The organism is Myroides sp. C15-4, from assembly GCF_050522745.1.
Lineage (GTDB): Bacteria > Bacteroidota > Bacteroidia > Flavobacteriales > Flavobacteriaceae > Flavobacterium.
In genome coordinates, this window is the sequence record NZ_JBMVQX010000025.1 from 1 (window position 1) to 25,989 (window position 25,989).

At 33.4% G+C, this 25,989-nt stretch carries 26 protein-coding genes; 5 read left to right on the forward strand and 21 right to left on the reverse strand.

Going from position 1 to position 25,989, the window contains the following annotated elements; translation table 11 throughout:
* Positions 1-137: 137 nt before the first annotated feature.
* Positions 138-1,067, reverse strand: coding sequence for an NAD-dependent epimerase/dehydratase family protein (locus ACPDHL_RS11265; RefSeq protein ID WP_430532856.1), 930 nt, complete (start codon positions 1,065-1,067; stop codon positions 138-140).
* A 117-nt stretch (positions 1,068-1,184) separates the two neighbouring features.
* Here ACPDHL_RS11265 and ACPDHL_RS11270 point away from each other — a divergent pair, with 117 nt between their 5' ends.
* The gene (locus ACPDHL_RS11270) at positions 1,185-1,529 is read left to right on the forward strand and encodes a winged helix-turn-helix transcriptional regulator (protein WP_430532857.1); all 345 of its coding nucleotides are present in this window, start codon (positions 1,185-1,187) and stop codon (positions 1,527-1,529) included.
* 281 nt (positions 1,530-1,810) lie between these two features.
* Here the strand turns inward: ACPDHL_RS11270 and ACPDHL_RS11275 are convergent, their stop codons facing one another.
* The 12 genes from ACPDHL_RS11275 to ACPDHL_RS11330 all read right to left on the reverse strand — a co-directional run bounded on the left by ACPDHL_RS11275 (position 1,811) and on the right by ACPDHL_RS11330 (position 13,706).
* A complete protein-coding gene (locus ACPDHL_RS11275; RefSeq protein WP_430532858.1) occupies positions 1,811-2,500 on the reverse strand; it encodes a DUF3667 domain-containing protein in 690 nt (229 codons plus the stop codon).
* A 590-nt stretch (positions 2,501-3,090) separates the two neighbouring features.
* Complete coding sequence (locus tag ACPDHL_RS11280) at positions 3,091-4,017, reverse strand: HipA domain-containing protein (RefSeq protein ID WP_430532859.1); 927 nt, start codon at positions 4,015-4,017, stop codon at positions 3,091-3,093.
* Positions 4,010-4,345, reverse strand: coding sequence for a HipA N-terminal domain-containing protein (locus tag ACPDHL_RS11285; protein WP_430532860.1), 336 nt, complete (start codon positions 4,343-4,345; stop codon positions 4,010-4,012). Before ACPDHL_RS11285 ends, ACPDHL_RS11280 begins: the two co-directional genes overlap by 8 nt.
* Complete coding sequence (locus tag ACPDHL_RS11290) at positions 4,345-4,548, reverse strand: helix-turn-helix transcriptional regulator (RefSeq protein WP_430532861.1); 204 nt, start codon at positions 4,546-4,548, stop codon at positions 4,345-4,347. Before ACPDHL_RS11290 ends, ACPDHL_RS11285 begins: the two co-directional genes overlap by 1 nt.
* Before the next feature lie 627 nt (positions 4,549-5,175).
* Positions 5,176-6,219, reverse strand: a complete 1,044-nt coding sequence (locus ACPDHL_RS11295; protein ID WP_430532862.1) for a hypothetical protein — start codon at positions 6,217-6,219, stop codon at positions 5,176-5,178.
* 7 nt (positions 6,220-6,226) lie between these two features.
* Entirely contained in the window at positions 6,227-6,805 is a 579-nt protein-coding gene (locus ACPDHL_RS11300) for a DUF2971 domain-containing protein (protein WP_430532863.1), read from the reverse strand.
* Positions 6,806-6,809: 4 nt separating this feature from the next.
* Positions 6,810-9,059, reverse strand: coding sequence for an AAA family ATPase (locus ACPDHL_RS11305; RefSeq protein ID WP_430532864.1), 2,250 nt, complete (start codon positions 9,057-9,059; stop codon positions 6,810-6,812).
* A 39-nt stretch (positions 9,060-9,098) separates the two neighbouring features.
* A complete protein-coding gene (locus tag ACPDHL_RS11310) occupies positions 9,099-9,779 on the reverse strand; it encodes a hypothetical protein (protein ID WP_430532865.1) in 681 nt (226 codons plus the stop codon).
* 260 nt (positions 9,780-10,039) lie between these two features.
* Complete coding sequence (locus tag ACPDHL_RS11315; protein WP_430532866.1) at positions 10,040-11,140, reverse strand: restriction endonuclease subunit S; 1,101 nt, start codon at positions 11,138-11,140, stop codon at positions 10,040-10,042.
* Positions 11,127-13,034, reverse strand: a complete 1,908-nt coding sequence (locus ACPDHL_RS11320; RefSeq protein ID WP_430532867.1) for an HsdM family class I SAM-dependent methyltransferase — start codon at positions 13,032-13,034, stop codon at positions 11,127-11,129. Before ACPDHL_RS11320 ends, ACPDHL_RS11315 begins: the two co-directional genes overlap by 14 nt.
* A gap of 73 nt (positions 13,035-13,107) precedes the next feature.
* Positions 13,108-13,344, reverse strand: a complete 237-nt coding sequence (locus tag ACPDHL_RS11325; protein WP_430532868.1) for a DUF7695 domain-containing protein — start codon at positions 13,342-13,344, stop codon at positions 13,108-13,110.
* An 11-nt stretch (positions 13,345-13,355) separates the two neighbouring features.
* Positions 13,356-13,706: a hypothetical protein gene (locus tag ACPDHL_RS11330; protein ID WP_430532869.1), complete on the reverse strand. Its 351-nt coding sequence runs from the start codon at positions 13,704-13,706 to the stop codon at positions 13,356-13,358.
* Between the two features lie 159 nt (positions 13,707-13,865).
* On the opposite strand from ACPDHL_RS11330, the gene ACPDHL_RS11335 reads away from it, so the two are divergent.
* Positions 13,866-14,450 carry a hypothetical protein gene (locus ACPDHL_RS11335; RefSeq protein ID WP_430532870.1) on the forward strand — a complete coding sequence of 195 codons (585 nt, stop codon included), beginning with the start codon at positions 13,866-13,868 and terminating at the stop codon, positions 14,448-14,450.
* On the opposite strand, the gene ACPDHL_RS11340 is transcribed toward ACPDHL_RS11335, so the two are convergent.
* The 6 genes from ACPDHL_RS11340 to mnmE all read right to left on the reverse strand — a co-directional run bounded on the left by ACPDHL_RS11340 (position 14,447) and on the right by mnmE (position 20,808).
* On the reverse strand, positions 14,447-14,971 hold the full coding sequence (locus ACPDHL_RS11340) for a hypothetical protein (protein WP_430532871.1): 525 nt from the start codon (positions 14,969-14,971) through the stop codon (positions 14,447-14,449). The two genes, ACPDHL_RS11335 and ACPDHL_RS11340, sit on opposite strands and share 4 nt — an antisense overlap.
* Positions 14,972-15,588: 617 nt before the next feature.
* Positions 15,589-16,806, reverse strand: a complete 1,218-nt coding sequence (locus ACPDHL_RS11345; protein WP_430532872.1) for a VapE domain-containing protein — start codon at positions 16,804-16,806, stop codon at positions 15,589-15,591.
* A 66-nt stretch (positions 16,807-16,872) separates the two neighbouring features.
* A complete protein-coding gene (locus ACPDHL_RS11350; RefSeq protein WP_430532873.1) occupies positions 16,873-17,163 on the reverse strand; it encodes a helix-turn-helix transcriptional regulator in 291 nt (96 codons plus the stop codon).
* Positions 17,164-17,268: 105 nt separating this feature from the next.
* Positions 17,269-18,135: a hypothetical protein gene (locus tag ACPDHL_RS11355; protein ID WP_430532874.1), complete on the reverse strand. Its 867-nt coding sequence runs from the start codon at positions 18,133-18,135 to the stop codon at positions 17,269-17,271.
* A gap of 4 nt (positions 18,136-18,139) precedes the next feature.
* A complete protein-coding gene (locus ACPDHL_RS11360) occupies positions 18,140-19,267 on the reverse strand; it encodes a tyrosine-type recombinase/integrase (protein WP_430532875.1) in 1,128 nt (375 codons plus the stop codon).
* Between the two features lie 149 nt (positions 19,268-19,416).
* A complete protein-coding gene (gene mnmE / locus ACPDHL_RS11365) occupies positions 19,417-20,808 on the reverse strand; it encodes a tRNA uridine-5-carboxymethylaminomethyl(34) synthesis GTPase MnmE (protein WP_430532876.1) in 1,392 nt (463 codons plus the stop codon).
* A gap of 221 nt (positions 20,809-21,029) precedes the next feature.
* Here mnmE and ACPDHL_RS11370 point away from each other — a divergent pair, with 221 nt between their 5' ends.
* Complete coding sequence (locus ACPDHL_RS11370; RefSeq protein ID WP_430532877.1) at positions 21,030-21,863, forward strand: universal stress protein; 834 nt, start codon at positions 21,030-21,032, stop codon at positions 21,861-21,863.
* A 67-nt stretch (positions 21,864-21,930) separates the two neighbouring features.
* On the opposite strand, the gene ACPDHL_RS11375 is transcribed toward ACPDHL_RS11370, so the two are convergent.
* Positions 21,931-22,509, reverse strand: a complete 579-nt coding sequence (locus ACPDHL_RS11375; RefSeq protein ID WP_430532878.1) for a hypothetical protein — start codon at positions 22,507-22,509, stop codon at positions 21,931-21,933.
* A 252-nt stretch (positions 22,510-22,761) separates the two neighbouring features.
* Here ACPDHL_RS11375 and ACPDHL_RS11380 point away from each other — a divergent pair, with 252 nt between their 5' ends.
* Both ACPDHL_RS11380 and ACPDHL_RS11385 read left to right on the forward strand, forming a co-directional pair.
* The gene (locus ACPDHL_RS11380) at positions 22,762-23,745 is read left to right on the forward strand and encodes a hypothetical protein (RefSeq protein ID WP_430532879.1); all 984 of its coding nucleotides are present in this window, start codon (positions 22,762-22,764) and stop codon (positions 23,743-23,745) included.
* Positions 23,746-23,823: 78 nt separating this feature from the next.
* Entirely contained in the window at positions 23,824-24,282 is a 459-nt protein-coding gene (locus tag ACPDHL_RS11385) for a PaaI family thioesterase (protein WP_430532880.1), read from the forward strand.
* A gap of 58 nt (positions 24,283-24,340) precedes the next feature.
* Here ACPDHL_RS11385 and ACPDHL_RS11390 read toward each other — a convergent pair whose 3' ends face one another.
* A complete protein-coding gene (locus ACPDHL_RS11390) occupies positions 24,341-25,741 on the reverse strand; it encodes a glycosyltransferase (protein WP_430532881.1) in 1,401 nt (466 codons plus the stop codon).
* Positions 25,742-25,989 lie beyond the last annotated feature (248 nt).

Below are 25,989 nucleotides of genomic sequence, written 5' to 3' on the forward strand. Positions count from 1 at the left end.
TTTTGAGGACAAACAATGAAAAAACCCCGCCTTTTTTAGACGGGGTTTTGTTTTTTAGGCTTTTTAGACAGCCTCTTTTTGTTGTATCTCGAAAGGGCATTTTTTCTTTCGTCCACATTGCAATTATGTTTTACCTGTTATTCTTTATTTAATTCGTCTATTGTTAATTCTACTGCTTTTTCATTAGTTGTTGGTTTAAATCCAAAGGCTTTAGTAAACTTCGTGCTATCAAAAAAGTAGTCTCTATCATATTGATAAAGCATTTCGTAAGTTTCGGCAATAAATAAATCCTGCTTACCATACTCTTTTATATCCGCTTTGGTCAGTATTTGCACATCGCCAGGTTGTTTCATTTTTGAAGCAAAGATATTGATCCAGTCTTTTCCTGTTATCTTTTCCTGCTCAACGGGTAAGTTCCATATCTGATTGAATGCTTTGCTTGAGTTTCCAAGTATAGCTGTTCCCAACGCTAAATCAGGTACATATCCTGTTGTATGGATAACATCAGCATTACATAACCATTGTGCCGTTTTGTTATTGGATAAATTATCATAAATCAAGTTCATCAATAGACTTTTTTCTTTGATTGGCCCGAAAAAATCAGGTGCTCTCGCAATTATGGCATCTATTTTTCCTTTTTCTACGGCTTCTATGATATATTCATCTACCCAAGCTCGTACTCTTCCTTTGTCACTTGTAGGACTTATTGGTGAATTTTCGGTGATGTGTTCAATGTGTTTTTCACCTATGGCATACACATTGTCAAAAAAGACAAGTTTGGTTTGGTTTTTAGCACAAGCTTCTACAACATCTTGTATGAGTTTCGTCCATTTCTCTTTCCAAACTTTGGCTTCATACTCAAATCCAACCGTTAGATAACAGACCTGGCTCCCTGCAATAGCTGCTTTTACTTCATCTGTTTTGGTCAAATCCGCAGAAAAGAGTAGATCTGTGTCCTTAATTTTCTTGGGATTTCTACTCACAAGTTTGATTTCATCTGTAAATTGTATTAAGGCTTTGGCTAATTCTATTCCGATTGCTCCGCCTGATCCTAATATAGTTTGCATAATTGGTTATATTTAATTTGAGTCAAAAGTATCTCTATATTTTACTTTTGGCAAGTATGTACTTTTTTGTACCTTACGAACCAAAAAGAATGTAATATTGATAATGTGTTACTTAGGATGGAAAATAAAGTAGAAATATGTCCGCCAAACTGTTCTGTTGATTATGCTTTCAAACGCATAGGTGGAAAATACAAGGGAAGAATACTTTGGTACTTGTACGAAAACGAGTGTTTACGCTATGGTGAGTTGAAGCGAATTTTGTATGATGTTACCACCAAAATGCTCACGCAAACTTTGCGTGAATTGGAAGCTGATCACTTAATCAACAGAAAAGTTTATCACGAAGTACCGCCCAAAGTAGAGTATTCTTTGACTGAAACGGGGAAAGAGTTAATTCCTTTTATTGATTATCTAAGACAATGGGGCGACAAGCAAATTGAGAAAGAAAAGAATAAATCTTAATTGTGATCACCACCTCCTGTCTTGTTTTTATTTTTCGGCCATCTTCAAAAGAAAAGCTAAGAATCTCAGCAAAAAAAGTTAAGCTAAACTAGCCTATTGAAATAAGTTCTAACTACAACAAATACACAACAAGTAGTTAAAGACGGACTTTTAAATACAAGGAATATGTGCTGTTTTTTCTAGCTACAAAAGCTTGGATGTCAGATTCCTGAAATAATACGGTTCCTAACGGAAAATGCTAGAAATAAATTGAAGATTATTTTGTTTTTTTATATTTTAAATCAAATAAATATCTTAAAAAATACCACCAGGATTGAAAACAATAAACTTCCTAAAATATAGGCAAATAATATCTTTACATAGTTTGCGGGCTTCGTTCTCTCAAAAAAATCAGCGATGGCAAAGGTGGTATATGCTATAACTGAAAAGCTCGAAATTCCCAACAAGTCAAAATGTATGAGTTCTTGTAAAAGTGCAAATACGGTAAAGATTAACATTCCAACTCCCATTATATAACACAGTAAGATTAGAATTTCATAAAAGTTATAATTGTATTTTCTAAAAAACAATTTAACGAAAAATGCAATCAACACACCCAGCAATATATTGGAATACCCGACGTGGTCTTGCATCCACTTTTGTATAATCTCTGTTTTTTGTAGTTTTAAATTTTCATATTGACCATCAATGTTAAAATATTGATTTACTAAGGTGTAAATAAGAGAAGTTACAATGATGAAAGTAATCGGCTTCATGTACTTGCTTCTGTTTTCAGTTAAAAACGTTCTTACACTTTGACCGGGTCTGAGTAGAAGTTCCCTTATTGTATAGAAAAATCCTTTTTCAAAATGGAAAAGATGTTGGATTTCGTATTTAATATAATGCCCATTAATTCTTTCAAGTTGGGCTTTTTGACCACAATTTGGACAAAACTTTGAAATTACTTCTATGTTACAACTTTTGCAATTCATTTATTCGTCAATATTTTGTCTGTTTGTTTTTTTACGCAACAAAAAACGGCGTAATTTCGTAACATCACAATTCTATGCGTATTTAGTTAAATTTCCGACTAATATAATTAGTTTTTTGTAATAAGGATAACGAAATAAAATTAGCTAAAAAAACTTTATTTAAGTCTGGATTGAATCCATTACTTAATTTCAAAAAATTAAATGAAGATATATGTCTGTTTTTGACCGAAATAGGTGGCACGGTCTGACCGAAATAACCAACTTTTTTTATAATTCCTTACTATTCCTTGGTATTTTTGAATGATTATAAGTTATACACAAGCAAAAGGGGAACTCCTTATCATAGAATAGGCGCGTATTCATCTGTTTTTTTAATCGTTTCACCGAAGTAAAATGTTATACCTCCCCCGATGCAATAAATCACATCCTAGTATTCATAGGGATTCATCGTCCATTTTTGTGTTTTTGTACCACACTTTTTTCAAAGGAATTCAAACGAAAATCAACGGTGTTTCTTTAGCAGATTAATGGGAGGAAAAAAAGGAATTTACATTTCAAATTATCATCAGTATTTTTTTAGTATTTGCTTTTTATAGCTCGATTTGTTTCATTTTATTTAGAACGATCAACTTGTAGTTTTCTTTGTATTCCTCTGTCAAAAAACTATGATCAATAAAATCATATACTTTTTCAATTTGTTTAGTAAAATCCACATAGATATTATTTCTTACAATCGCTGTTATACCTAAGCTTATAGCAAGTTGATCAAAATCAGCACGCTTTATTTTTCTTTTGCGTCCGTTTAATGTTAAGGCTAGGTCCTCTTTGTCTTCAGGAAAGATTAGATTCACATTTAAAAGATCATACGCTGGTGAAAATAAAATTCCTTGATCCGTATGCATCAAAGAGAAGTTCTTTAAGTGCATGTCATTATTGCCTGTTATAAAGCTAAATAAGACAAGTCTAAAGTATTTAATTCCATCTAATCCCGAATTGGTCGTATAGTATTTAATAAGCCTTCCTACGCGTTCGTATGAGCTTTTGTATTTTTGTTCCGTTAACAAGTCTGATAACTGACATAAATCTTCTACATGAATTTTCTTGCCTTTCACTCGATCAAAACGCTTGGTAATATAAGCGAGGTCTCCTGTTGACGTTCGAATCAAGGCATGAGCTGCGGTATCGATTTTAAATAGCTTGGCTAAATGCATGGTCAAGTCTTCTACCTCAGGCATAAAAGCAAAATTAGGAGATTGGGGCTTGAGGATATAATCCCCCCATAAACCAACTAAAGTCAATCGTTTACTACCGTTTTCACTGTTTAAACTTAAGGATATTTTAGGTTGTACTCCTGTTAAGGCTAATCGTTCATTTACTGTAATTTGGGCTAATTGATCTAATTTTTCTTTATCTAGTTCTAATATCGGAACTTGTGTGGTACCAAAGAATTTTTTTGAACAAGCAGGATGATAGTCGCCGGTTTCGACAGGCTGATAACAAAATAAACAGTTATTCATGATTTGCCGCCTCCATCGGATAAACGGAGACCGCTCCAATCGTGTCTCTACATAAGTTGATTAATAATTCAAATCGATCACGAGGATTGAGCTTCCAATGTTTTTCTCCGATATCCAATAACCACCCTTCGGGAATTAGTCCATCAAAAAAAGGGAAGAGTACATTGCTTTGATACGTTTCTTCAGATAGAGGTAAGGTTAAGCTAATTGGCTTAGAAAAAGGTGCTTCTAGGTAATCTTGATGATAGTAAAACGAATATCCATCATCTCCTTCAAGTAGATAACCTGCTAGTTGATCTTGAAAGTATATTTTCGCTTGTCGTGCCATTATGCTCTAGTTTTATCAATTACACCAACCTCTTTACCAAATAAAGCTAATACATCGTTTACTTTATCTAAACGTAGTGTTTTCTTCCCTTGTTCTAAATCGCGTACAAAACGCAAACCTACACCAGCATTTAGTGCTAAATCTTCTTGTGTAAGCTTTAATTCTTTTCGCTTTTGCTTTACAAATACTTGTATTGAATCCATATCTATACCTTTTCAGGTATAAATATACGTAAATAATCTAAATAATACCTTATCGGGTATAATGTTATGTGTGTCTTCTTTGATTATACCCTAAAAGGTATAATTATTTAATATTGACATTTACTGATGAATAAAAAGTACTTTAAGTATTGTGGTTTATTCCCTACAATTGCAATTGAAAATATTACAAACTAGCATGAGCTGTCATTTTGGGTAACAGAAAACTAGGAATCTTTCCAATACACCAAAAATCAACAAACTTATGTTCCTGTTTTATATTTGCGTAGGCTGAGTTTGCCTCGCTGTTGAGTTATTACAGAGCTCTGCAATAACCATGAAGGTAGTTCTGCACTTTTTTAACTATAAACCAAGATACTATAAAATCTATTCGTATAAATAATCCTACTGTTGATTATTCCAATAAAGGCAAGGTGAAAAAAGTAAGTAACAGAAGGAAACCTATAGCGAATAGAAAATTTCAATAAAAAAAGCCAAGAAATACTTGCGTATCCCTTGGCTTTGGTCTTTTATTTAGCATCAGAAGTAACCTACTTTCTCGATACAATATCTTATATGTATTGATTTACAGGATATTGAAAGGATTATGTGATGCGGATGTGGTGAGATTTAGTTGGGAAAGAAAGTTTTCATAATTTTGATTTGTTTCATTGTAACTTCTATAGCCTCGTTTATATCAGATAGTTTTTCTGAATCATTTAATTTGTAACATATATAATCTGTTTTATCTTCGTGAGAGCTAAACTTATTACTACCAATTTCATTTAATATCTCAACTCTTTTAGCAGTATCTTTTATATAATAATATACAGAAATATAGAATTTAGTATCATTACTAAAAACTAAGGTAACATTACTCAAATCATTAAGAGGATATGCTCTTATAGCGATTTCATTTTCACCCCAATCCTTATTTATTATATTAATACTTGCTAAACTAGCATCTTCAAGGATTTTATTTGCTATATTCTTTATTGTAATATCTAAAACTTTCTTAGATTTCAAGATTGTAATAAAATTTTTTCCAATAAAATCAATGTCTTCTTGTTCCATAATGTAGATGTCTTTATTTTTAAAATGGTTTATAAAATCTGTAATATAATAGTCCCAGGATGAAGATTTGAGTTGACCATTAATTACATCAAATATATTGTCAAAAGTCTCTTTTATTGATACAAATTTCCAAAGACCTGATTCTTTTTCTTCTTTATAAGATAAAATTAGAAATTTCTTGTTATCAACATGTGGGAAGTATCGATTTATCTCTGTTTCATAATCATCAAGCGGATTATTTAATACATGATTGATTTTAACTTCTATAGCTACAACAATGTTTTCGTTATATAATATCAGGTCGATACGATTGCCTTCTAGTGTTCGATGTTCTAATTTTACTTTGCAATTTGCTTTTAGAAGATCAATATCAGTTGCAACACATATACCATTTAATAATTCTTCTAATATAACTTCTCTAAAATTTGATTTACAAGTATCGGAAAGTATGAAAGACAGTATTTTTGTGAAAGGATTTTCGTAATAAGCCTTTGCACTCATAGAAAAGAAATTATCTGAAGAATTATCTTTGTTTAATTTTTCATATATTCTGTCTATATCTTCAATAATGGTTTGAAATATCTTTTTAGTTCTTATCATGGCATATTTACATTGGAATTATAGCTTCAGTGATATCAATCTTTGGGTTTATTGAACTAATAATTTTTTTAATAAATTCTTTATCATTATAGCTCATTTTACTTCCTAATATTACCTCACATACTTCAACTTGAATAAACTTTTTACTTCGTATAAAAGCTCTTACTTCTTTCTCATACTCCCAAATTTCAAGTTTACGACTAAGTATATCGATTACAGATTGAGATGTGTAATCTTGATCTTTTAAAGTAGTTAGGCCAGAATAATTAATATCCTTTATTTTCAATGAGGGGTCTTGATCAGTAATCTTTACGCCAATTGCTACTCCTTCATGACCGTTGGCATAATGTGACCACATTAATTGGTTGTCGTGTGTTTTTGATAAAGAACATATTTTATAATTTTCTTTTTCGCTATATAATTTGTCCCGAGTTTCTTTCTGTAGCTCACCTTCTATATAATAATATTGACCTTCTTGAGGATCATTTAAGTCTTTATAGTACGCAGCATATAAACGATTGTTTAAAATGATATCTAAAAAGTTTTTTAGATTATCTATACTACGGTATTTATATAATGTTTCCATATTATTAGTTAATTATAGTTTCAGTAGGATTAATACTTGTATCACTTTCAATCCCCATCATCATTTCATAATGACCGATATTATTTGTATGGACAAAAATATCTTTAAATACTTTCAAATAAGTTTCAATTGATTGATCTGGTAGTTCAACAAATAAGTCATCAGGTAATGTATGTGAGCCTTCATTAATCCAACTGAGCAGTGATCTAAATATTTCTTTTTCTTGTGGGTTTTCAAATTTAGATAGGAGAGTATCATCTCTTTTACTCCCAAGAATACTAAAGTAATTTTCTATAACCCTTCTCATGGCATTTTGAACTGTTATTCCAGAGTTGTTACTGTATTCCTTTATTTCATTCCAAAGTAATTCATATGAAGATGAAATAGGGTTCTTTTCATTATATGGAAAAATATTAGTTATAGAATTTATCTTTCTTAAAATATAATAGTTGTTTTTTTCTCCTTTACCTCTGTTTAATCCCTCAAATGAAGCTTCTTTATGAAAATAAATATTGTGAGTTAATAAAATAACTTGTTTTATATTTCCTTTATCTAAACGAATGTCTTTTAAAATTTCTTTAATCAAGGTACTTACGATAAATAATACGTTACTATCTAAACTTGAAATAGGATCATCAATAATTAAAATACGTTCTTCATTCACTGAGTTTTCATCATGTCCACCTTTAGTAAGTTGAAGATAATATAGAAAAGTAATAAATGTAACTTCTCCTTCACTTAACGTATGCTCAGCAATTTCACCGTTTTCTCTTTCAATTTGATAAAAGCCAGATTCTGTTGAAGGTACAATTTTGAAATTTGTAAAACCATACGATAACAACAATCTATTTATTTCATCAATTGTAGGTTGAATACTTGTTACATTTTTACTTAATTCTTTTATTTCTAGATCTAAAGTTTTGTATTTAGCTAATTCTTGATTTAATTGAGTTTCTAACTTTGCTATACCTGTCTCTAAACCTCCTTTTATTGATGTAAATTGATTAATTTCAGTTTTATATTCTTCAACAAGAAATTTCCAAATAGAATTAATTAAATTACTTTTTTCCTTAATAAAATTAGCTACTATGTCATTATGTTTTACTATTTCAATATTAGCATTTGAAATTAATGCTTTAATTAGGTCGAGTTGTTCTTTTAAAAGTGTCATTTCGACAATTCTACTTGGCTCTTTTATTTTATTATTTAGAAACTCATTATTAATACTTATTTGACTTATCAATGTTTTCAGATAAGCTGAAAATTTATCTGTATCTAACTTTGTCTCTTTAGAACTTTTTTCTCTTCGCTCAATCTCATTAAGTTGATTAATCAAATTTTCAGTTAGTGAGTTATATTCGCGTTTGTAGTCTCTAATAGAATTAATATCGTTTAAATAGTTTTCATCAAAATAAGTTTCTAGTTGGTTCTTGAAATCTTTAGTAATAGTTTGTTGTTGACAAAAAGGACAAGTATTATCACCTTCTTGAATATAACTTCTTCCTTGATTTATCCAGTCATTAGTATTAAGTTTCTGAATTAACTTTGCTATATCTACATCTGCTTTACCTACAATTATTTTTTTCCAGATTAAATTACTTTCTATTTCAATTACTCTATCATAATCGATTAAGTTTATTAAAGAGATATTTTGGGGGACAGCTCCAAAAATAGTTTTTGCTTTGTCTCTCAAATTTTCTATTGGTTCCAAAGTTGCTATATTAGTAGAAGATTCGTTCAATAATCTACTTTTAAATAACTCTTTTGACTTCATTGAACCCACAAAGGCTTCCTTAAATTCTTTATCGTACTTTTTAAAAAGTTTATTCCAACAACTTTCTGTAAACTCATTTTCTAATACTTCCTTTTTCTGAATTTGAGCTTTTTGTACATCACGTTTTTTAGTTCCCTCTTCTTTTAGTTTTTTTAGTTTTTCTGTTTTATCTTCAATAACCTGAATTTGATCTGTTGTAGCTTGTCCAAGAGTAAAAACGCCATTTAATTTTCCGTTACCAAAATTCCGTTTTCTAAATTCCTTGTTATAAACTAAGGTTTTAAGATGGGTTTCATTCTTCCATTCTATCGAACAGTTCATAAATTTTTCATCACTTGGATTTAAAAGGAAGTTGGACAGAGTTGTTTTTCCACATCCATTTGTTCCATATATAAAATTTATTTTTTTTAAATTATCTATCGTAACTCCATTTGTAGAGTCATAGGTAGCTATATTTTTTATAGTAATTGATTTTATCATATTTTAAGTTTTAAAAAGTATTTTATCGATGTATTTTTCCTATTTTAAAACCTCTGCAATATGCCAAACTAAACGTTCTCTTGTGCCTAAATCTAAGGCCCTCTGGCCACTAAGCATGCTTGTAAAGAAAATCTTAGTTCCTTTTAATTCTGCTGGCTCAGATACAACATGTGTTCCGATAGTTTTATCAAACTCAGTTTTAATCCAATTACCTAACCAAACAGCAACCTGGTGTCTGTTCAATCCTAAAAAGGTTCTTATTAAAGCATTACTAGCCACAATTACTTTTGGTTTTGTACGCAATAGTCTTTCTTTTAGAATTTCGAGCTGTTGAAAAAGAAAAACACGTCCTTCTTCATTATTCATAAATAGCTTTTCGATGTTGGCTTGTTTGGTTTCTCTAAAAACAAATAAGTCATAATGAGTCCAATTAATATCCATATTATATTGAGACTTAAGCTCTTCTTCAATGGTGAAAAAAGGTTTAAAATAACTTAAAGTTTCTGAGTATTGTCGTGTCCAAGGTAATATACCGTCAATTACTCCATTTATAAATGATGGATTCATTCCAAGAAAAAGCAGATCAGCATCTTTTTCATCCTCATCATATTGAAAAGTAATACCTCTTTTTAAAATTTCTTGAATTTCATTACTCAAATGATTGGTACAAATAGTAATTGATTTATATTTCTCAATTAACTCTTCTAAATTTTTATACATATTCTACGTTAAATAAAGTGACGTGTTTTAACGTAAAAATATCAAAACAAAACATAAGAAACTAAAAGAAAACAGTGAACACTCTATAATTCTGAGTAAAAACAACAACAGCCTTCTATTCGAAGGCTGTTATTAATGTTAAAATACATTTAAACTATATGATTTTGTATTTTTTTATAAATTATTTTTTATCTGTTTGTTACATATGTGTCTTAAGACATAATCTAAACCGCTATCTATATCAAATTTTTTTATTTACCTTATTTTTTAAATTCTAAATAATCTTTTAATTTTTGATACTCTTGATATTTCATATACTGCTCCATATACTCGTAGTCTGGAGAACCTTCTGCTGTTATTGGTAGCATGATTTTTTCTTTACTAAGCCTTGTATCGTTAATTTCACGATTAAAAGAATATTTTTCACTTAAACGTGTTAGCATAGAAGCCATAAATAGATATACATATTTATTGAATGTCTTGTTTTGTAACATCGTAACATGGTCACTGGCAATTACTTTAAAAGGTTGATAAAAAGTACATCCTACGCTACCACTATTAGCTAATGTCAAGCAATTGTCAAATAACCTAACACCAATTTCATTACCAATAAAATCATCAATACCGTTATTTAAAGAAGTAGAAGAAGCATAAGGTACTTCACCCATAATATGGTCATCTTTTTTTAAACGCTTCCCTCTTTGAATCATATCAAAAATAGTAGTTGTTTTAAACACTTCCCACTCTTTTTCTTCTAAAGCAATAGGCTTTGGTGTATTGGCTAATTGCGTTACGCGGTTTTGTATGTAAGCTAAATATTCGTCTTGTTTTTGTTGAAAAATTTTTTTACTATATGATTCCATATACTCATAATCAGGCATACGGTCTGCTTGTGTTGGAAGAAGGATATTTGATTTTATCATCCTTTTAGGCCTCCATTTTCGTGCATATTCAAAGCATACCTTTTGTTGCTCTATACATGTAATAATGAATGATCCTAAAAAAACATTTAATTTTCTACCTTTTAAATATAGAGGATTAATGTCATGAGAGCATGTATAAGGGATATGCTGATAATAACTATGACCAACACTGCCATTATTGGTAACCACAATCGATTTGCCTTCAAAAATTTTTCTATTTAAATCTTCATTCTTACCGTAACCTACTTTGGATGCTTCGTCAATATCTTTTATATTATAAAAAGTAGATATTCCATTATTAAAGGCTGTTGCACCTAAGAATGGTATGGTAGGATTATTATGTTTATTATCAGGTTTTTTATTATAGAATCCTTTCTTGATTATGAAAATTTTCGGGAAAAGAAATTTAACCCAATTATTTAGTTTACTCTTCTCCATTTTCAAACAAATATTTACGTCCTTGCATTACCATACTAAACTCAAAAGTTAGGTAATCGCCAATTGTCTTTTCAAAATCAGCTTGTGTTGGTATTTCGTCGTTAAAGTAATAAAAAGAGTGTAACCATTCATCGTCTGCATCTACCGTTGTTGTTACACAAAACTTTGTAGGTGCTTCTAGTCGATTAAACCAAACATCTAATAAATGTTGTTTTTTGTCTTTAGCCTGAATAGTTTCTACTAAACCTCGGTGTTTTTGTACCTCAAATCCATCAGCTTCAAAGTTAATAAACTTCACTTCTTTATCAGCATCATGTGGTACACCGGCAGTAAAAACTGCAATACAAGGGTTGGTACCTACACCGTAAAAAGTGTTTTTGTTTAGGGTGATTACTCCATCAAGAGTATGATGTTTTAGAATATTAGCTTTTATTGCTTGTTCTTCTTTGGTTTTGCCTGTCATCGAAGATTGCGGTACAATAACAATTACTTTACCGTAAGGCACTATACTATTTAATAAATGCTCGGTAAAGTTTATTTCATACAAACTAGGATTAGCTTTTGTACCCATGGAATACGGTGGATTCATCATCCCAACATTACAACCTTTTTCTTGTAAAACAGCTGGGTTTTGCTTCAAGAAATCTTCTTGTTCTAGGTTACTTTTACCATCGCCACGCAATATCATATTGGTAGTAGCAATGGTAAACATATAAGGTTGCAGTTCTAAACCGTGCAATTGTTCTCTACGAATTCGTCGTTTATCGGCTTCTTTATCTACTTGTTGTAGCATATTGTGCATTGCTGCAATCAGAAAACCTGCAGTGCCACAGCAGCTATCCAACACCTTGTCGGTAGGTTTTAACTCTGCTAAATCGCAAAACAATTCAGTAATATGTTTGGGTGTAAGTACAATACCTAAGTTTTGTCCATCTCCTCCTGAATACGACATAAATTCGCCATAGAAGCGTCCCAAATAGTCTTCGGCAGAATGTATGTATTTAATATTATTGTAAATATTTTTAAACAAAAACTCTGTATAATGTTTTAAAGGTGTTTTACCTAAGTACTCATTAACCTCATTTATAGCTTTTGTGTCTTTAATTACTAAAAACTGACTTAATAGCTTATCTCGCTTAACTTCTGGGCTAACATCAGCACGACGTAAATTTCGTTCTATAGCTTGATAAATAATATCTCCATCTGTAGTAATGTTATCACCTATTAAAGAATCTATATTAAATCCTTTTGTTTCCGTCTCTCGCAAAGCAAGTAAAATACCCGAAACAATTAAAGGTTTGTCTTTGTCTTGTATAGTACCATAGTTACGTAAATCCTCATGCAACTGTTTGGCGTCTTTTAGAATTTCTTCTGTTGTTTTTTCTTGCGGTGTTGCTTCTTTTAGTATGATAGTTGTATAAAATTCATCAATATTATGCTTATTAAATAAAGTAAAAGTTTCTACTTCATCTAATTCTTTATAACCACCGCGATCATCAACAAAAAGAGGGGATATGCGATGTTTTTTTTCATCACCAGAAATGCCAAAAGCTAATACTTTTTTATATGAAGTATTTTTTGCTAAATGTTTACCATAGAATAAAGCACCATTAACAGCATAATCTTTAACACTTTTAGTATCAGAAGCAATTACGTCTTGTTCTGTTCGTTTTATATGTTTTGATAAATCAGCTTTATTTTCAATGACTATCAGAAAATCTTTTATTACCCCTGTAAATTCAGGAAATCCAACATTTCCTTTTCCTGATTTAGAAGCTGTCTTAAGAGCTTCATTAATTTCTTTAATAGTACTTCCTTGAGGATCTAAATTGATATTAGCTTCTTTTAATAGGTCATACACCCAGAGGTCTGTTGCAGCTTCTTTTTTTGCCATTTTGAATCGTGTGAACTTTGTAATATAATTTGGGATTAAATATACAGCGTAAAAAATAAGTTAACAAAGGAAACTAAAAGAAAACACTAACATTCAAATATTCCCCACCATCAATCCCCATATAGCCACAACCACATCGAATGAAATCGTGTGTATGAGTAGAAGTCAGTATTTCTAAACATTTAGGGCATATCCGTTGATTTTTAGCCAGTCCTTTATCTCGATACAAGCGATCAATTTCTGCGAATTTAGCCTCTTCTTCAGGACTGAGTTTTCTAGCCGTTTGAAGTTGTTTCATAAAATCATTCATAAGCCAGTTGTTTAATTGGTTGTATAATAAGTTGAAATATAGCGTTCTATTCCATTGATATCTGAAGTACAGCTGTCTTTTTCAATGTTTAAAACCAATGCAGTAATTTCCGAAATAAAGATACCCAGGTTTTTCCATTCTTGAGAAAGAGTAGGGTGATTGTCTAAAAGTATTTCCTCCACCTGGTTGAAGAGCGGATTACTATAGTTAGCGGCTAGCCATGCAGCTAATTCAATTCTTTGAAGATTAGCGGATAACGGAGGAGATTGATTTTCTATTCTACTTAAAATTGTAGTTGGATCTATTGTAGCCGTTGGATTATTTTCTAAAAACCAATTGTTGATGTATTGTTTTGCTTGCATAGTATTTGATTTTTTTCTTTTCTAAGATAAGGATTGTCTGTTTGAATTAACTAGATATTCTCTACATTTGTATTTGAAAATATTACGAACACGCGTGAGCTATCGTTTGGGTTAACTGAAATTGCGACCTTCATTAAACAACCTAGAAACGATGGGCTTGTGCCTGTGCCTTATACTGGCGTAGGCGGAGTCTATTGGGTTGTTGGGTTGTCGCAAACCTCAGTTAACAGTAGTACCGAGCTTGCGCCTTTTTATTTGGCTATGAAAACCATTCCTTTACTCTCCGTATTCAATCAGCTCTTATTCAATCGCTCAACGGTTACTTTTGAAACTAATGATCATCTAGACTTGTCAGCGGATTTTATCCAAAACATTCCATTGCTGTTGAAGCATCAAGTTTCTTCTTATTGGCTTTTACAAATTCATCAATTACTTCAAAATTTAGATTCTAATACAAAGACCGAAGTACTCCAATACACTTTAAATAGAGAATTGCACCAAGTCGTTATGGCCAAAGCTATATTTGGAGTATATCCCGAGTCTATTGGAATTGTTGATTTTGATTTAGCAAAAGATGGATATGCGTTTGTTTATAAAAATGAAGTATCGGATGCTTTGTTGTACTTAGTGTATGAGGTTCTTTTTAAATGTTTATACGATTCTATTTCCGCTGACGATCAATTCGTATCAAAAGAAAAATATACTGTGTTTTGCCTTCGTTTGTCCGAATCGTACCATCTCTAGTTAATTCGTTTTGACATTACAGCATTATAACTTCTGATAAAAAATTCATATTCGTCTCTACTGATTAGAGTACTTAGTTTCTCAACAAAAGCATCCTGGTTCAACTGGCACGACTGTAAAAGTAAAATCAGGTTTTTGATTACAAAATCATAGTGAAATTCTAAGGGATGAGAAATTGTATCGTCATCTGGATCTACTTTGAAAATAATATCACGTCGGGTGTTTTCTACTTTTTTATCAAGCGTCTTTATAAAACCAATAACTGTATTGGTTCGCTCTTTCATCATATTTGCTAATTCCTTTTTTTGCTCTTGTAAGGAGTTTGTTAGCAGCTCTCGATAATTGATGGGTTTTGTTTTGGCTTCCAAATCCAAATCTTTGACAAAATCATTGGCTATAAATGTATTGACAATCGTACTCACGATATGTAAAATAGGTTTGCCTGTTTCCTTGGAAAGCTGTTCTAAGTGTTTGTATGTTTCACTGTATATTTTAACTGTTTTTCGGGTGTGGTTACTCATAAGTGATTGTTTTTTAAGTTGTTAATATATTTAGACTACTATGTGTTAATTTTTAATCTGTGATTTTGAGTTGCAATTAATTGATTTTTAATCGATTACCTCCCGAATGGGCAAGTTGGGTCGAACTTTTGTACGACGCCGTCTTGCTCTATTGCATAGAAGTGTTTTATACCTGGAAAAGGAATTCGGAGGAAAAGAAAAAAGATAAAGTATGGGGTAAGCTAGGAGGGGGAAATAAGAGTTGAAGCTGCTTTTAATTTATCCTATTGATTCGCTTTTAAATAGTTCTATCTATCAAATTTTGACTAGAATCCCTTTAATTTTCTTTAGTTCCTAAATGATCCAAAATGGTAATTGTGTTTGTCGTAATTATTTCTCTATATTATATCCTCTGCTCTAAAACGTATATTTTACTTACCTAGATACCTAATGGATTTAATTTATTGATTATTAAGTGTTTATAATCAAAGGTAAGTTGTTTTTTGTGTTACCTTCTTACCTAAATAGCAGTAAATAGGTAAGTAGAAATTTATCTTACCTACCTAAGTAAGTTGTTGTAAATCAAATTAATATAAGGCTTTAGGTAAGTAGGTAAGATAAATTGGGGTATTGAGCAATTATTCCTTAAAGCCCCATGGAGAGTCTGTAAATTTTGCTTTAGCCAAATATCCATATACTTGTCTTTTTGCATGCTTAATTCTATTAAATCCGTGTTTTCTTAAAGCAGTTCCAATTTGCTTATGATTGAGTTTATGTCCCATGACAGAAAGTTCTGTTATTATCTCTGTTGCTGTTCTAAAATCTTCTGAATCTTCACTTGGTTCATAGAATCGGAGGACAAATTCACTTTCAACCGTTTGAATAGTAAACCGTTCATTTCTTTTTTCATTAGCCATCACTTCTTCTACAGAGAGATCTGACTTAAAAGTAGGCTGATGTTTATAGATATGATAGGCTTGTGCCCAAAAGTGATCTATGTTGAATTCTTGGCTATACGCAAAATTGATTCGACCGATAACATCAAATACAATCCAACGTACACTACCCGTTTCGTCATTTAGAAATTCAAGTTTATTTGTGCTTCCAACAAAGCTGCAAATGCGATACAGTAAAGAGGATTTTTCTGCATAGGGTAAACGCTCGTTTACTGTAGTCTGGGAGATAATTGACTTAATGGAATTGATGTCATATTTTCCCAGGATATCCAATTCTTCAATGTTAATGATAAACGCTTTACACAGTTTAATGCGATCGTCTTTGCTGACTCCTATGTTTTCATAGTAGTAACGTTTTAATGGTTTAGGACAAAGATTTTCCAGATAGGTTGATTTACCCGCATTTTGCTCTCCATTTCCCAAGATAAGGCAATGCTTGTTAATCTGTTCCGGGTGAATGATTGTTTTTACAGCTCGAACGGCCCACTTTACCAGATGATGAGCGAAGAGCGCATTGTCATCCGTATTGACATAAGAAGCATAATGCTTAATGTGGTCTTTGCCATCCCAGGTAGGTAATTCTTCAAAGTAATCGACAATCGGATTATATTGCTCGATGAAATGGCTTTTTAAATACGTTTTTAAAGCCTGTGGACTGACATTTAGCTTTTCTCGGTGTAAATGGATCAGTAAAGATGATTCGTTAAATTCAAGGGTTTTATGTGATTTTGAACTGAATATCTCAAATTCCAAAGAGATCTCGTTGAATTTTATTGTGAAATACTTGCTGAGTTCTTCGTGAATTTTATCATACACAGAGTCCTTGCGTGATGATACGTCATATACGCTTGCTTCTTCCATTAAATAAATAGTTGATTGATAAGAGTATAATGTGTACATTTGCACCATACTCTTAGGAGTGAGACAATAGTAATCTGAAGCGTTCAAAGGGCAAATTTGAACGCTTTATTTTTTTCTATTTTTGAAGGAGTATTCGAGGGCTTGTTTTTCAAGCTGAGATACGGATTGGCTTTTATTCTGAAGTAGCCATTCGTCTATTTCTGACTTTAAAAAGAACAGAAATTTACCATTGGGTTTGGAGTAAGGGATCACATTTTTATGCACTAGCTTGTAAATGTGCGAACGTGTGAAGCCTGTGTAGTTGATTAGATCCTCTACATTAAGTATTTCTTTTGTTGAATCAACGATTAATCGCTCTAATCGATTTAACTTTTCTAGAATCATTTGATTTTCCATTACTTTCTTTTTTTAAGATTATGAAAGCAAATGAAAGCAAAAACTACCATGACAATCAATAGTAAACCCTGACTAGTCATGGTATTGGTCTAAAAAGTCATGGTTTTACTGAATAAACATTTCTTCGAATAATTCTTTATGTAAAGGATAGGGTTGAAGAACGCCATTTTTTACTGTACCATAAAGAAACGATTTACCATCTTTTCGTTTAAAGTAGGTTATGAACTTAATAAGTGTAATGGAAAGCGGACACTGTTTCATAAAGTGCTTTTCAAATACTTTATGAAAGTAATAAAGAGAAGGACCGTGTAAGTTTATTTGTAACTCCTTCTTAAGAAGGTTTCTTTTAAAATTATCAAAGGACAAATCTTTTATAATACCTTCTTCACGGAAACTTGAATACATTTTTTTTAAATCATCTTCTTGAAGATATTGAAAAAAATTATCATTCGAGTTTTGATCCTTAGGCGTGTGCGGATCTTCGTTGTTTGTTTTAGAATGTTCTTCTTTTTGTTCTTTGATAAAATTAATAGTTGCCTGAATTTTCTCCTGGTATTCTTTTACTTTTTGTTCAAAGCGAATCTCTTCTTGTTCCAGGGCGATTTGCTCTTTAATTTGCTCTTCTATCTTTTTCTTTTCTTCCGAATTTTCTGCCAAAGAGGGCGTGTTGAATAACATTTTATTTCGGCTATAGATGATGTAAAATAATATATTACTGACTAACAGAATAGCGTATAGTATAATATTTAGTGCTTTAAAAACAGTTCCAGCTGCCCAAATACTTTGAAAAGAGAAATAAGCGAAAAAGAGTGTAGTTAAACCAAGCATAAGTTTTAAGCGGTCGTTTTGTTTGTCCCAAAGAATTGTTTTTCCAAGTAAATAAGGATAAATCTTGTTGAAATAATACTGTCCAAAATTTAGTAGTAAACAGGTAAATAATACAGTTGCTGTTGCAATTAAAAATACGATCATAATCTTAAAAGTTTAGTTCAGGGATTAAATTAGAAGCTTCTTTCATTTTCTCATCTACGATCTTCGCATAGATAGCAGTAGTACGGATTTCACGGTGTCCTAAGCGTTTAGATACCGTATAGATATCCGCTCCGTTCTCAAGGAGTAGGACAGCGTTTGTATGTCTCGCACTATGAAAAGTAATATGCTTTGAAATACCAGCTTTATTACACCACAGCACAATAGCGTTGTTGTAAACAGCCGAGTATCGTAAACCAATAAATACCCGATCTCGATTGCCCTTGCGTTCTCCTAATAGCTCTCTAGCTTGTGTAGAAATGTAAAGATACTCAACACCATCAGTTTTCTCTTGTCTGAAGTTTACTCGACTTGAATCATCTTCATCGCGTACTTCAGACCAGGTCATGTTGTGGATGTCTGACCAACGCAAACCTGTAAGACAGGAAAACAAGAACGCGCGTTTTAATACTTCATATTTACATTCTGTATTGGCTAGTTGTTGTACTTCATTAAACGTTAGGTATTCTCGTTGGCTTTCTGCCTGTTCAAATGACTTGATTTTAGCTGCATAGTTCAGAGCTAAATAACCCTCATCAAAAGCTGCACGCAAACAAGCTTTAAACTTATTAAAGTAGGAGTATTTGGAGTTTAGGGATAGAGGAAGATCACTCTTAGTACGGGCTTCCTTGTCAAAATAAGTACGTACCCGTTTTATAAACTTCTCATCTATATCGTCAAAGATTGTGTTAGGGGAGATACAACGCTTTAAGTGGATCATTGTTGCCGTCCAATTACCATAGTTTTTAGGACTGTCAGATTTCTCTTCCGTTTTCTCGTGAAAGTAGTCTAAAAAGGTTCTTTTGCCTTTGGTGGTATTCTTTAGTTCAAAGCGACCTTGGTAAAACTCAGCTTCACGAATTGCTAAGATTTGTTTGGCAAGTGCCAGGGTTTCTTTATTCTCTTTTCTTTCACCAGTATTCTTAGGTTCGCTATGTAAGAAGAGTTTTAAGTTTTCGTAATCTCTAACGGTTTTGCGTTTACCGTTCGGTTGTTGTATGGTGCCTTTATAGTATTCTATAGATAGGTTGATTTTACCACTGGGCAATAGACGTTCTCTTAGTGTAATTTTCATTATGTGATGCAATTTGCTACATATCTAAAATATGTGATGATTTTGTTGCAACGAATATACTAAGAAAGGAACATAAAAGAAAAGACTATCAGTGTTAATTTACTGATAGTCAATTAAAAGAAAGTATATCTTAACAAGGGAAACGTAATTTATTTACCGATACAAAAATTAGCAAAAATATTCCCTAGTAACTCATCATTGGTCACTTGACCAGTGATTTCTCCGAAGAAGTAGAGTGCTTGGCGGATATCGATAGCCATAAGATCGGCGGATAGATTCGTTTGCAGTCCCCATTTCACCTTTTCGATTTCCTCAAGTGCTTTGAGGAGGGAATCGTAGTGGCGGGCATTGGTCACGATGGTTTCATTATTGCGGAGGGCACCTGTATTTACAAAGCCTAGTAGGGTTTGTTTCAGCTCTTCAATACCGAGGTTGGCTTTGGCCGACATCAACATCAGGTTGTCGATTTGCGATTGGAATAAAGCAATTTGGTCCGCAGTGAGCAAATCTTGTTTGTTGCACACCACCAATAGCGGTTTGAGTGGATATTTGTTTTTTAGTTTTTCCAGCTCAACGTTGATTTGTTCGATCGACTGATCCGTTAATTTGCCGCCATCAATCAAGTAGATCACCACTTGAGCTGCTTCGATTTTCTCAAAGGTTTTTTGAATACCGATGCTTTCTACCACGTCTTTCGTATCGCGGATTCCAGCCGTATCGATAAAGCGGAAGCCGATACCGTCGATGACTAACTCATCCTCAATCGTATCACGGGTTGTTCCTGCAATATCGGAAACGATCGCGCGTTCCTCGTTTAATAAGGCATTGAGTAAGGTCGATTTCCCTACATTGGGTTCCCCTACAATAGCCACGGGAATCCCGTTTTTGATGACATTTCCAACGGCAAAGGAGTCGATAAGGCGTTTGAGTACAAACTCAATACGCTCTACAAGAGCTTTAAATTGAGTGCGATCTGCAAATTCCACATCCTCTTCGGAGAAGTCCAATTCCAGTTCGATTAGCGAAGCAAAGTTGAGTAATTGCTCACGGAGTAGGGCGATCTCATTGGAGAATCCCCCGCGCATTTGCTGCATGGCAATTTGGTGACTCGCCTCGTTATCAGAGGCGATTAAATCCGCTACAGCTTCTGCCTGTGACAAATCGAGCTTGCCATTTAAGAAAGCGCGCATGGTAAATTCGCCCGGTTGCGCCATCTTTGCCCCATGGCGTAGACAAAGTTGGATGATTTGCTGTTGAATGAAGGTCGAACCGTGACACGAAATCTCAATCGTATCTTCTCCTGTATAGGAATTCGGACCTTTAAAAACAGAAACCAATACCTGATCGAGCATGCGCTCTCCATCCACGATATGCCCCAGGTGTAGAGTATGCGTTTTTTGTTTGGTTAAATCTTTGTTTTTGATCGATTTAAAGATGCCGTTTACCAAAGTAATGGCGTCTTTTCCCGATACGCGTATAATAGCAATGGCACCTGCTCCCGAAGGAGTCGCTAAGGCGACAATAGTATCTTGTAATATCATGGTATACCTCTATAATAAGGGACAAAGATAATACTTATTGAGCAATCTCAGCGAGGAAGATGAATGGTGGACGTGAATGACCTAGGGGGGGGGAGACTTAGCTAGGAGATAACATAGAGAAAGAGAATAAATAAAAAGGAGAACCGCTATTTTTTGGCGACTGGAAACTAAAAACTTAATCTTAATTGCGTACCTTTATAAAAATCAAAATTTACGCTACTATGAAAAAAATACTTTTTCCAACGGACTTTTCGGAAACAGCAAATAACGCTTTAATCTACGCCTTAAAAATGGCTGAAAGCCAAAACGCAACACTTTTTGTACTGCATGCGTATGAGATGCCTGTTATTTCTGCAACTGCAAATCCCGTAATGGTTCAAGATGTTTACAAATCAATCGAATTGAGCAACTTCGAGAACTTTAAAGATCAGGTGCCATTTATCCGCGATATTGCCAAAGAAAACAATTTAGATCACGTGCCAATGCACTTCATCTTAGAAGAGGGATTCTTGAATACCATTCTAAAGAAAAGAGTAGAAGAGGAAGAAATTGATTTGGTGGTAATGGGGACAAATGGAAACTCAGGTTGGGATAGAAAACTACTAGGATCCAATACCGTTAATGCTATTAACTCCTTGAAAGCTCCTGTATTAAGTGTACCGCATGACGCTGTGTTTAACGGAATCAATTCTATCGCTTTCTCTACCTTATTCAATACAAGCGACAAAATCGTATTGGATAAATTAGTGAAAATTGCAAAAGGATATGATGCAACAATCAAGTGTATTCACGTGATTGAAGACGTGGAAAAAGTAAATCAAGAAGTGGTAGAAAGCTGGTTAGAATACTACGATGGAAATCCAATTACGTTTACTTTGGTAGAAGGAAAAGATGTAGAAAAAGAAATCTTCTCTTTCTTAGATCGCGAAAATATTGACCTTCTTGTATCAGTGAAGCGAAATAGAAGTTTCTTAGATAAATTGTTCACTTCGAGTATGACCAAAAAATTAAGCTATCACAAGCATGTGCCAATCATTGCTTTTCACGAAGAATAAAAACATAAAAAAAGTCGTAAAGTTAGTGCCTTACGACTTTTTTAGTTTATACTCCAGTAAAATAGCATTAATCTATTTTGTTTTTGTTGATCTCATCTTGAAGTTGTCTTCTGATTTTTTGCTCTCGCTCTAAAGATGATTTGCGGAACTCCTCCAGTTCTTCGTCCGTATCCTGTAGCTTACGAAGCGCCTCTTTGGTATCTACATTTGATTTTTTAAAACGGTAGTAAAAAACACCTGTCATAGCCAATAGAAAAGCAATAAGCGCTAGAATAAGGGTCTGAAATGTGTTTTTATCCGCTGCAATACCCAAAAACTTAAAGTTTTCCTCTTTGGCTAATGATGTTTTTAACTCCTGCTCCGCAGTTTCTAGTTTCTGACTAACGCCCGCCAACTCTTTCTTATGTTGGGCAACAAGTGCTTCTCCTTCAGCAAGCTTACTCTTGTATTGGCCAATCGAATCTTCTACATTTTGTTGAAGATCGAGTAAACTTTGTTTGTCGACAATTTTATAATTTTGGTAATTCGAAGATTTATTAAATAAAGAAGAGAATTGATTGTTGATGGTTTTAACATTGCCTTGCGCAAAAACTGTACTTGTCAGTGCTAGGGTGGCAACCAGTAAAATACGTTTTGTTCTTTTCATTGAGTCGCTATGTTTTATTACAAATTTTTCTAGAGCTCTAATATAAGTTATTTATTAGGATAAAAAAGCGTAGGTAAATAGATTTTTTAAGAAAATTTTATTTTTATTTTTTAGTCTATTAGTAAAATAAGTGTTATTAATATAAAAAATGAGATATTGTGTTTGATTATTTAATTGATTGAATAAAATAAGTGCGACTTTTATACCATTTTTTATCCTAAAGCGTTAGTTTAGAAGTAAAATTGAGAACAAATGAGAGTAAACTATTTTTCCACGGTGCTTTTACAGCTATTTTGTGTCCTTCTATTCTTCCTGGGATCAGGGACACACTACGGTCAATCTTTAAATCAAGATGAGGTAACTGCTGTAAAAATGTGGTTAGATGAAGATGGAGACAATAGTCTATATATTAACGTTAAGGCGGCTTGTAATAATTATGACAGTAAAAGAGCTTTTGAATACATCGGTTTACCTTCCTCAATTACACTAAAGCTAAAGAACGACCTCACCGATACGACTTTTGTTTACGAACATCCGCGTTATGATTCTTCCATGTTGATGTTTTACAGTGAATCGGTTTGGTTTAAAAATTACGGATGGAAGCAAGCAATCTTTATACCCTTATTTTACTGCAGTCAAAAACACGGAGCGACTATGCCCTTGACGTACCTTATTTTATTTGATCAACAAATGAAAGTCGTTCACCTGTCCTTTCAATGTAAACCGGAAGTGTGGGGGAGTTGTACGCCTTTTTTTAAGAAACGAGCAATAAAGTCGCAACTAGCTTCATTACCAGAGGCTCTACAAGTGGATTTTATTCAATATATTGAGAAGACCTATACCACACGAGAGGATCTCTATCCCAATCATATGACGTTTAAACAAAAAAAGTACAAGGATTGGAATTTAGCTTCTGTTGTATCAATTGTAGAAGCGAGCTATCCACATGAACTTTTACATCGATTGCACACCTTTATTGAAGACCAAAAATGGGAGCTTGCTACGGCTTATCTCAAAGAATTTGAGTATCTCTATGTCGATGCAGAGGGAATTGTCGTAATCGCAGGTTTTCGCACGAGTAAGCAAACGTTTAAAGAGCAGGCAGAGCGTCTAGCAAAGCAAGTAAGTGCACAAGAAGAACAAGTAGTTGCAAAGGCAGCATACGCTGTTGAACAAGGTGATTTTCAGCAGGCCTATAGTTTGTATAAAGCCATTCTAGAAGAAATAAAGCCGTAATTTTTGTCAACCAGTTCAAAGGCGTATCGTTTAACTAAATGAGAAAGAATCAAAAGACAACCAAAAATAAATAGTGACATGCAAAAAGCAATTCAAGATCTATATCCAGAAAATTTAGCCCATTGTTATGGGTGTGGTAAATTAAATCCTGCGGGACATCAATTGAAAACCTATGTAGAGGGAAAAGAAGAAACAATCGCACATTTTACACCAAAGGCCGAACATACTGCATTGGCAGGAAGTGTGTATGGTGGACTAATTGCCTCTTTATTAGATTGTCATGGAACGGGATCTGCGGCCGCATTTAGCTGTATGGCAGAAGGTTTACCCCTCGAAGAACCCCTTGGTGTTCGTTGTGTAACCGCTTCTTTAAAAGTTGATTTCAAGGCCATGACCCCCATGGGAGTGCCCTTAGTACTCAAGGGAAAATTGAGAAGTATAGAAGGGAGAAAAGTCTGGGTAGATATGACAATGTCTGCGAATAATGTGATCTGTGCAACAGGAGAAATCCTCGCTATTCGATTAAAAGAGGAGTAAAAATAAAAACGAGCGATGGAAAACTATCGCTCGTTTTAGTAACATTATGGATGGTCTACTATTTAGTAGGAAGTGTTCGCGTTAACCAACCTCTTCGATTGGCTGTTACAATCGCATAAGGTGTGATCCAAAATAGGGTGAATGTATAGAAAATACTATAGGTATACGCCCAAAATGAATCTTTAATGGTGTATTTATTGGCATAGAAAATAACTTGAATCGATGAGAAAATTAGAATCCCAGCCAAAGCACTACTGATAAACATAATCGGGTAGCTCAGGATCAGATAAAGCATTAACATCATCATCGGATAGGCTAAAATTACTTTGAGCCATTGATTCAGTAGCAAAATACGCGGACCAACTGTTGATCCTTTTCTGAACTTTGTAAAGGCGAATTTACTCATCATAATATTCTCGCGTACATTACTGCGTTCCCAACGAATGAACATTTTGTATAATCCCTTAAAGCTATTTGGAGTATCCGTTAACACATAGGCATTCTTTTGAAACAATACATGATATCCCTGTTTTAGAATCATATTCGTCATGGCGCGATCTTCTCCAATATCGGAAGGATTTCCCATAAAAGTTTGCGTAATCCATTGTTCTAAACAGTTCATCACTGCCTCTCTACGGTAAGCAGCCAAGGCACCAGGGGTACACAATACGGTATTCAATGCACTTTGAGCAGAGCGAATAAATTCAAAACTGAACACAAAACTCACATTGAGCATTTTGGGAATAATACCCTCTTCTGTATTTAGAACGAGTACATTACCACCAACAGCACCACATTGTGCATTGTTTACAAAGGGACTAACAAGCTGTCTTAGAGTGTCTTCTTTTACAATCGAATCACTGTCAACGGTAACAAAAACTTCTCCTTTACCCAGTTTGAACCCACGGTAAAGCGCATGTCTTTTTCCCATGTTTTTCGGTTGTTGATAAATCGTTACCCGATCACCTAATACTGCTTTGGCTTTTTGCATCCAAGCCCAAGTATCATCTTTACTACCATCGTCAAAGGAAATGATCTCCAATTTATCCGCAGGAAAATCACTTTGTGCTAAACTGATAAGTGTATCATACACCAAACGCCCTTCGTTATAGGCAGGTACAAGCACCGTACAGGTAGGTAATTCTTCATCTGATACGGGAGGTACAGGTTTGTATTTAAAGTATTGATAAAAGATATACAGCAAGAATAGAACTTGTACAGCTAGTAACCCCATGCTGATACCAAAGAATACTTGACCGCCAAAACCTTCTAAACGTTTCAACTGAATATTTGCAAAATAGGGCTGAAAACGATAGAGTATAATTACGCTACTGAATAGCAAGATAAAGGTAAGGGCTAAAACGAAATAGTCCGTTAAACTAAAACGCTTTTTCTTATTCAATTGCTGCGAGGATTCGCTATCTGAATAGGTTACATTGGGGACTTGGTTTGTTTTCATAATTTTGAGTTTTAAGGGAGAAGGGACTGAAATAAAGGCGATAAACAAGGTGTCTACTCGCGATTATCTTCTTCACTTATATCAGTGCAAGATGCATGCCAAGTGAATTTGCTGGGCTCAAGGCCCCTTTTTAATCTCAAACTTCCACACATTGTTGAATTGGACAACACTTTTATAGGGATAAAAGGAATTTGTTGTGTTTCTTTAGACATAAAATCACGCAATAGCCTCCCTTTCTCTATTATTTG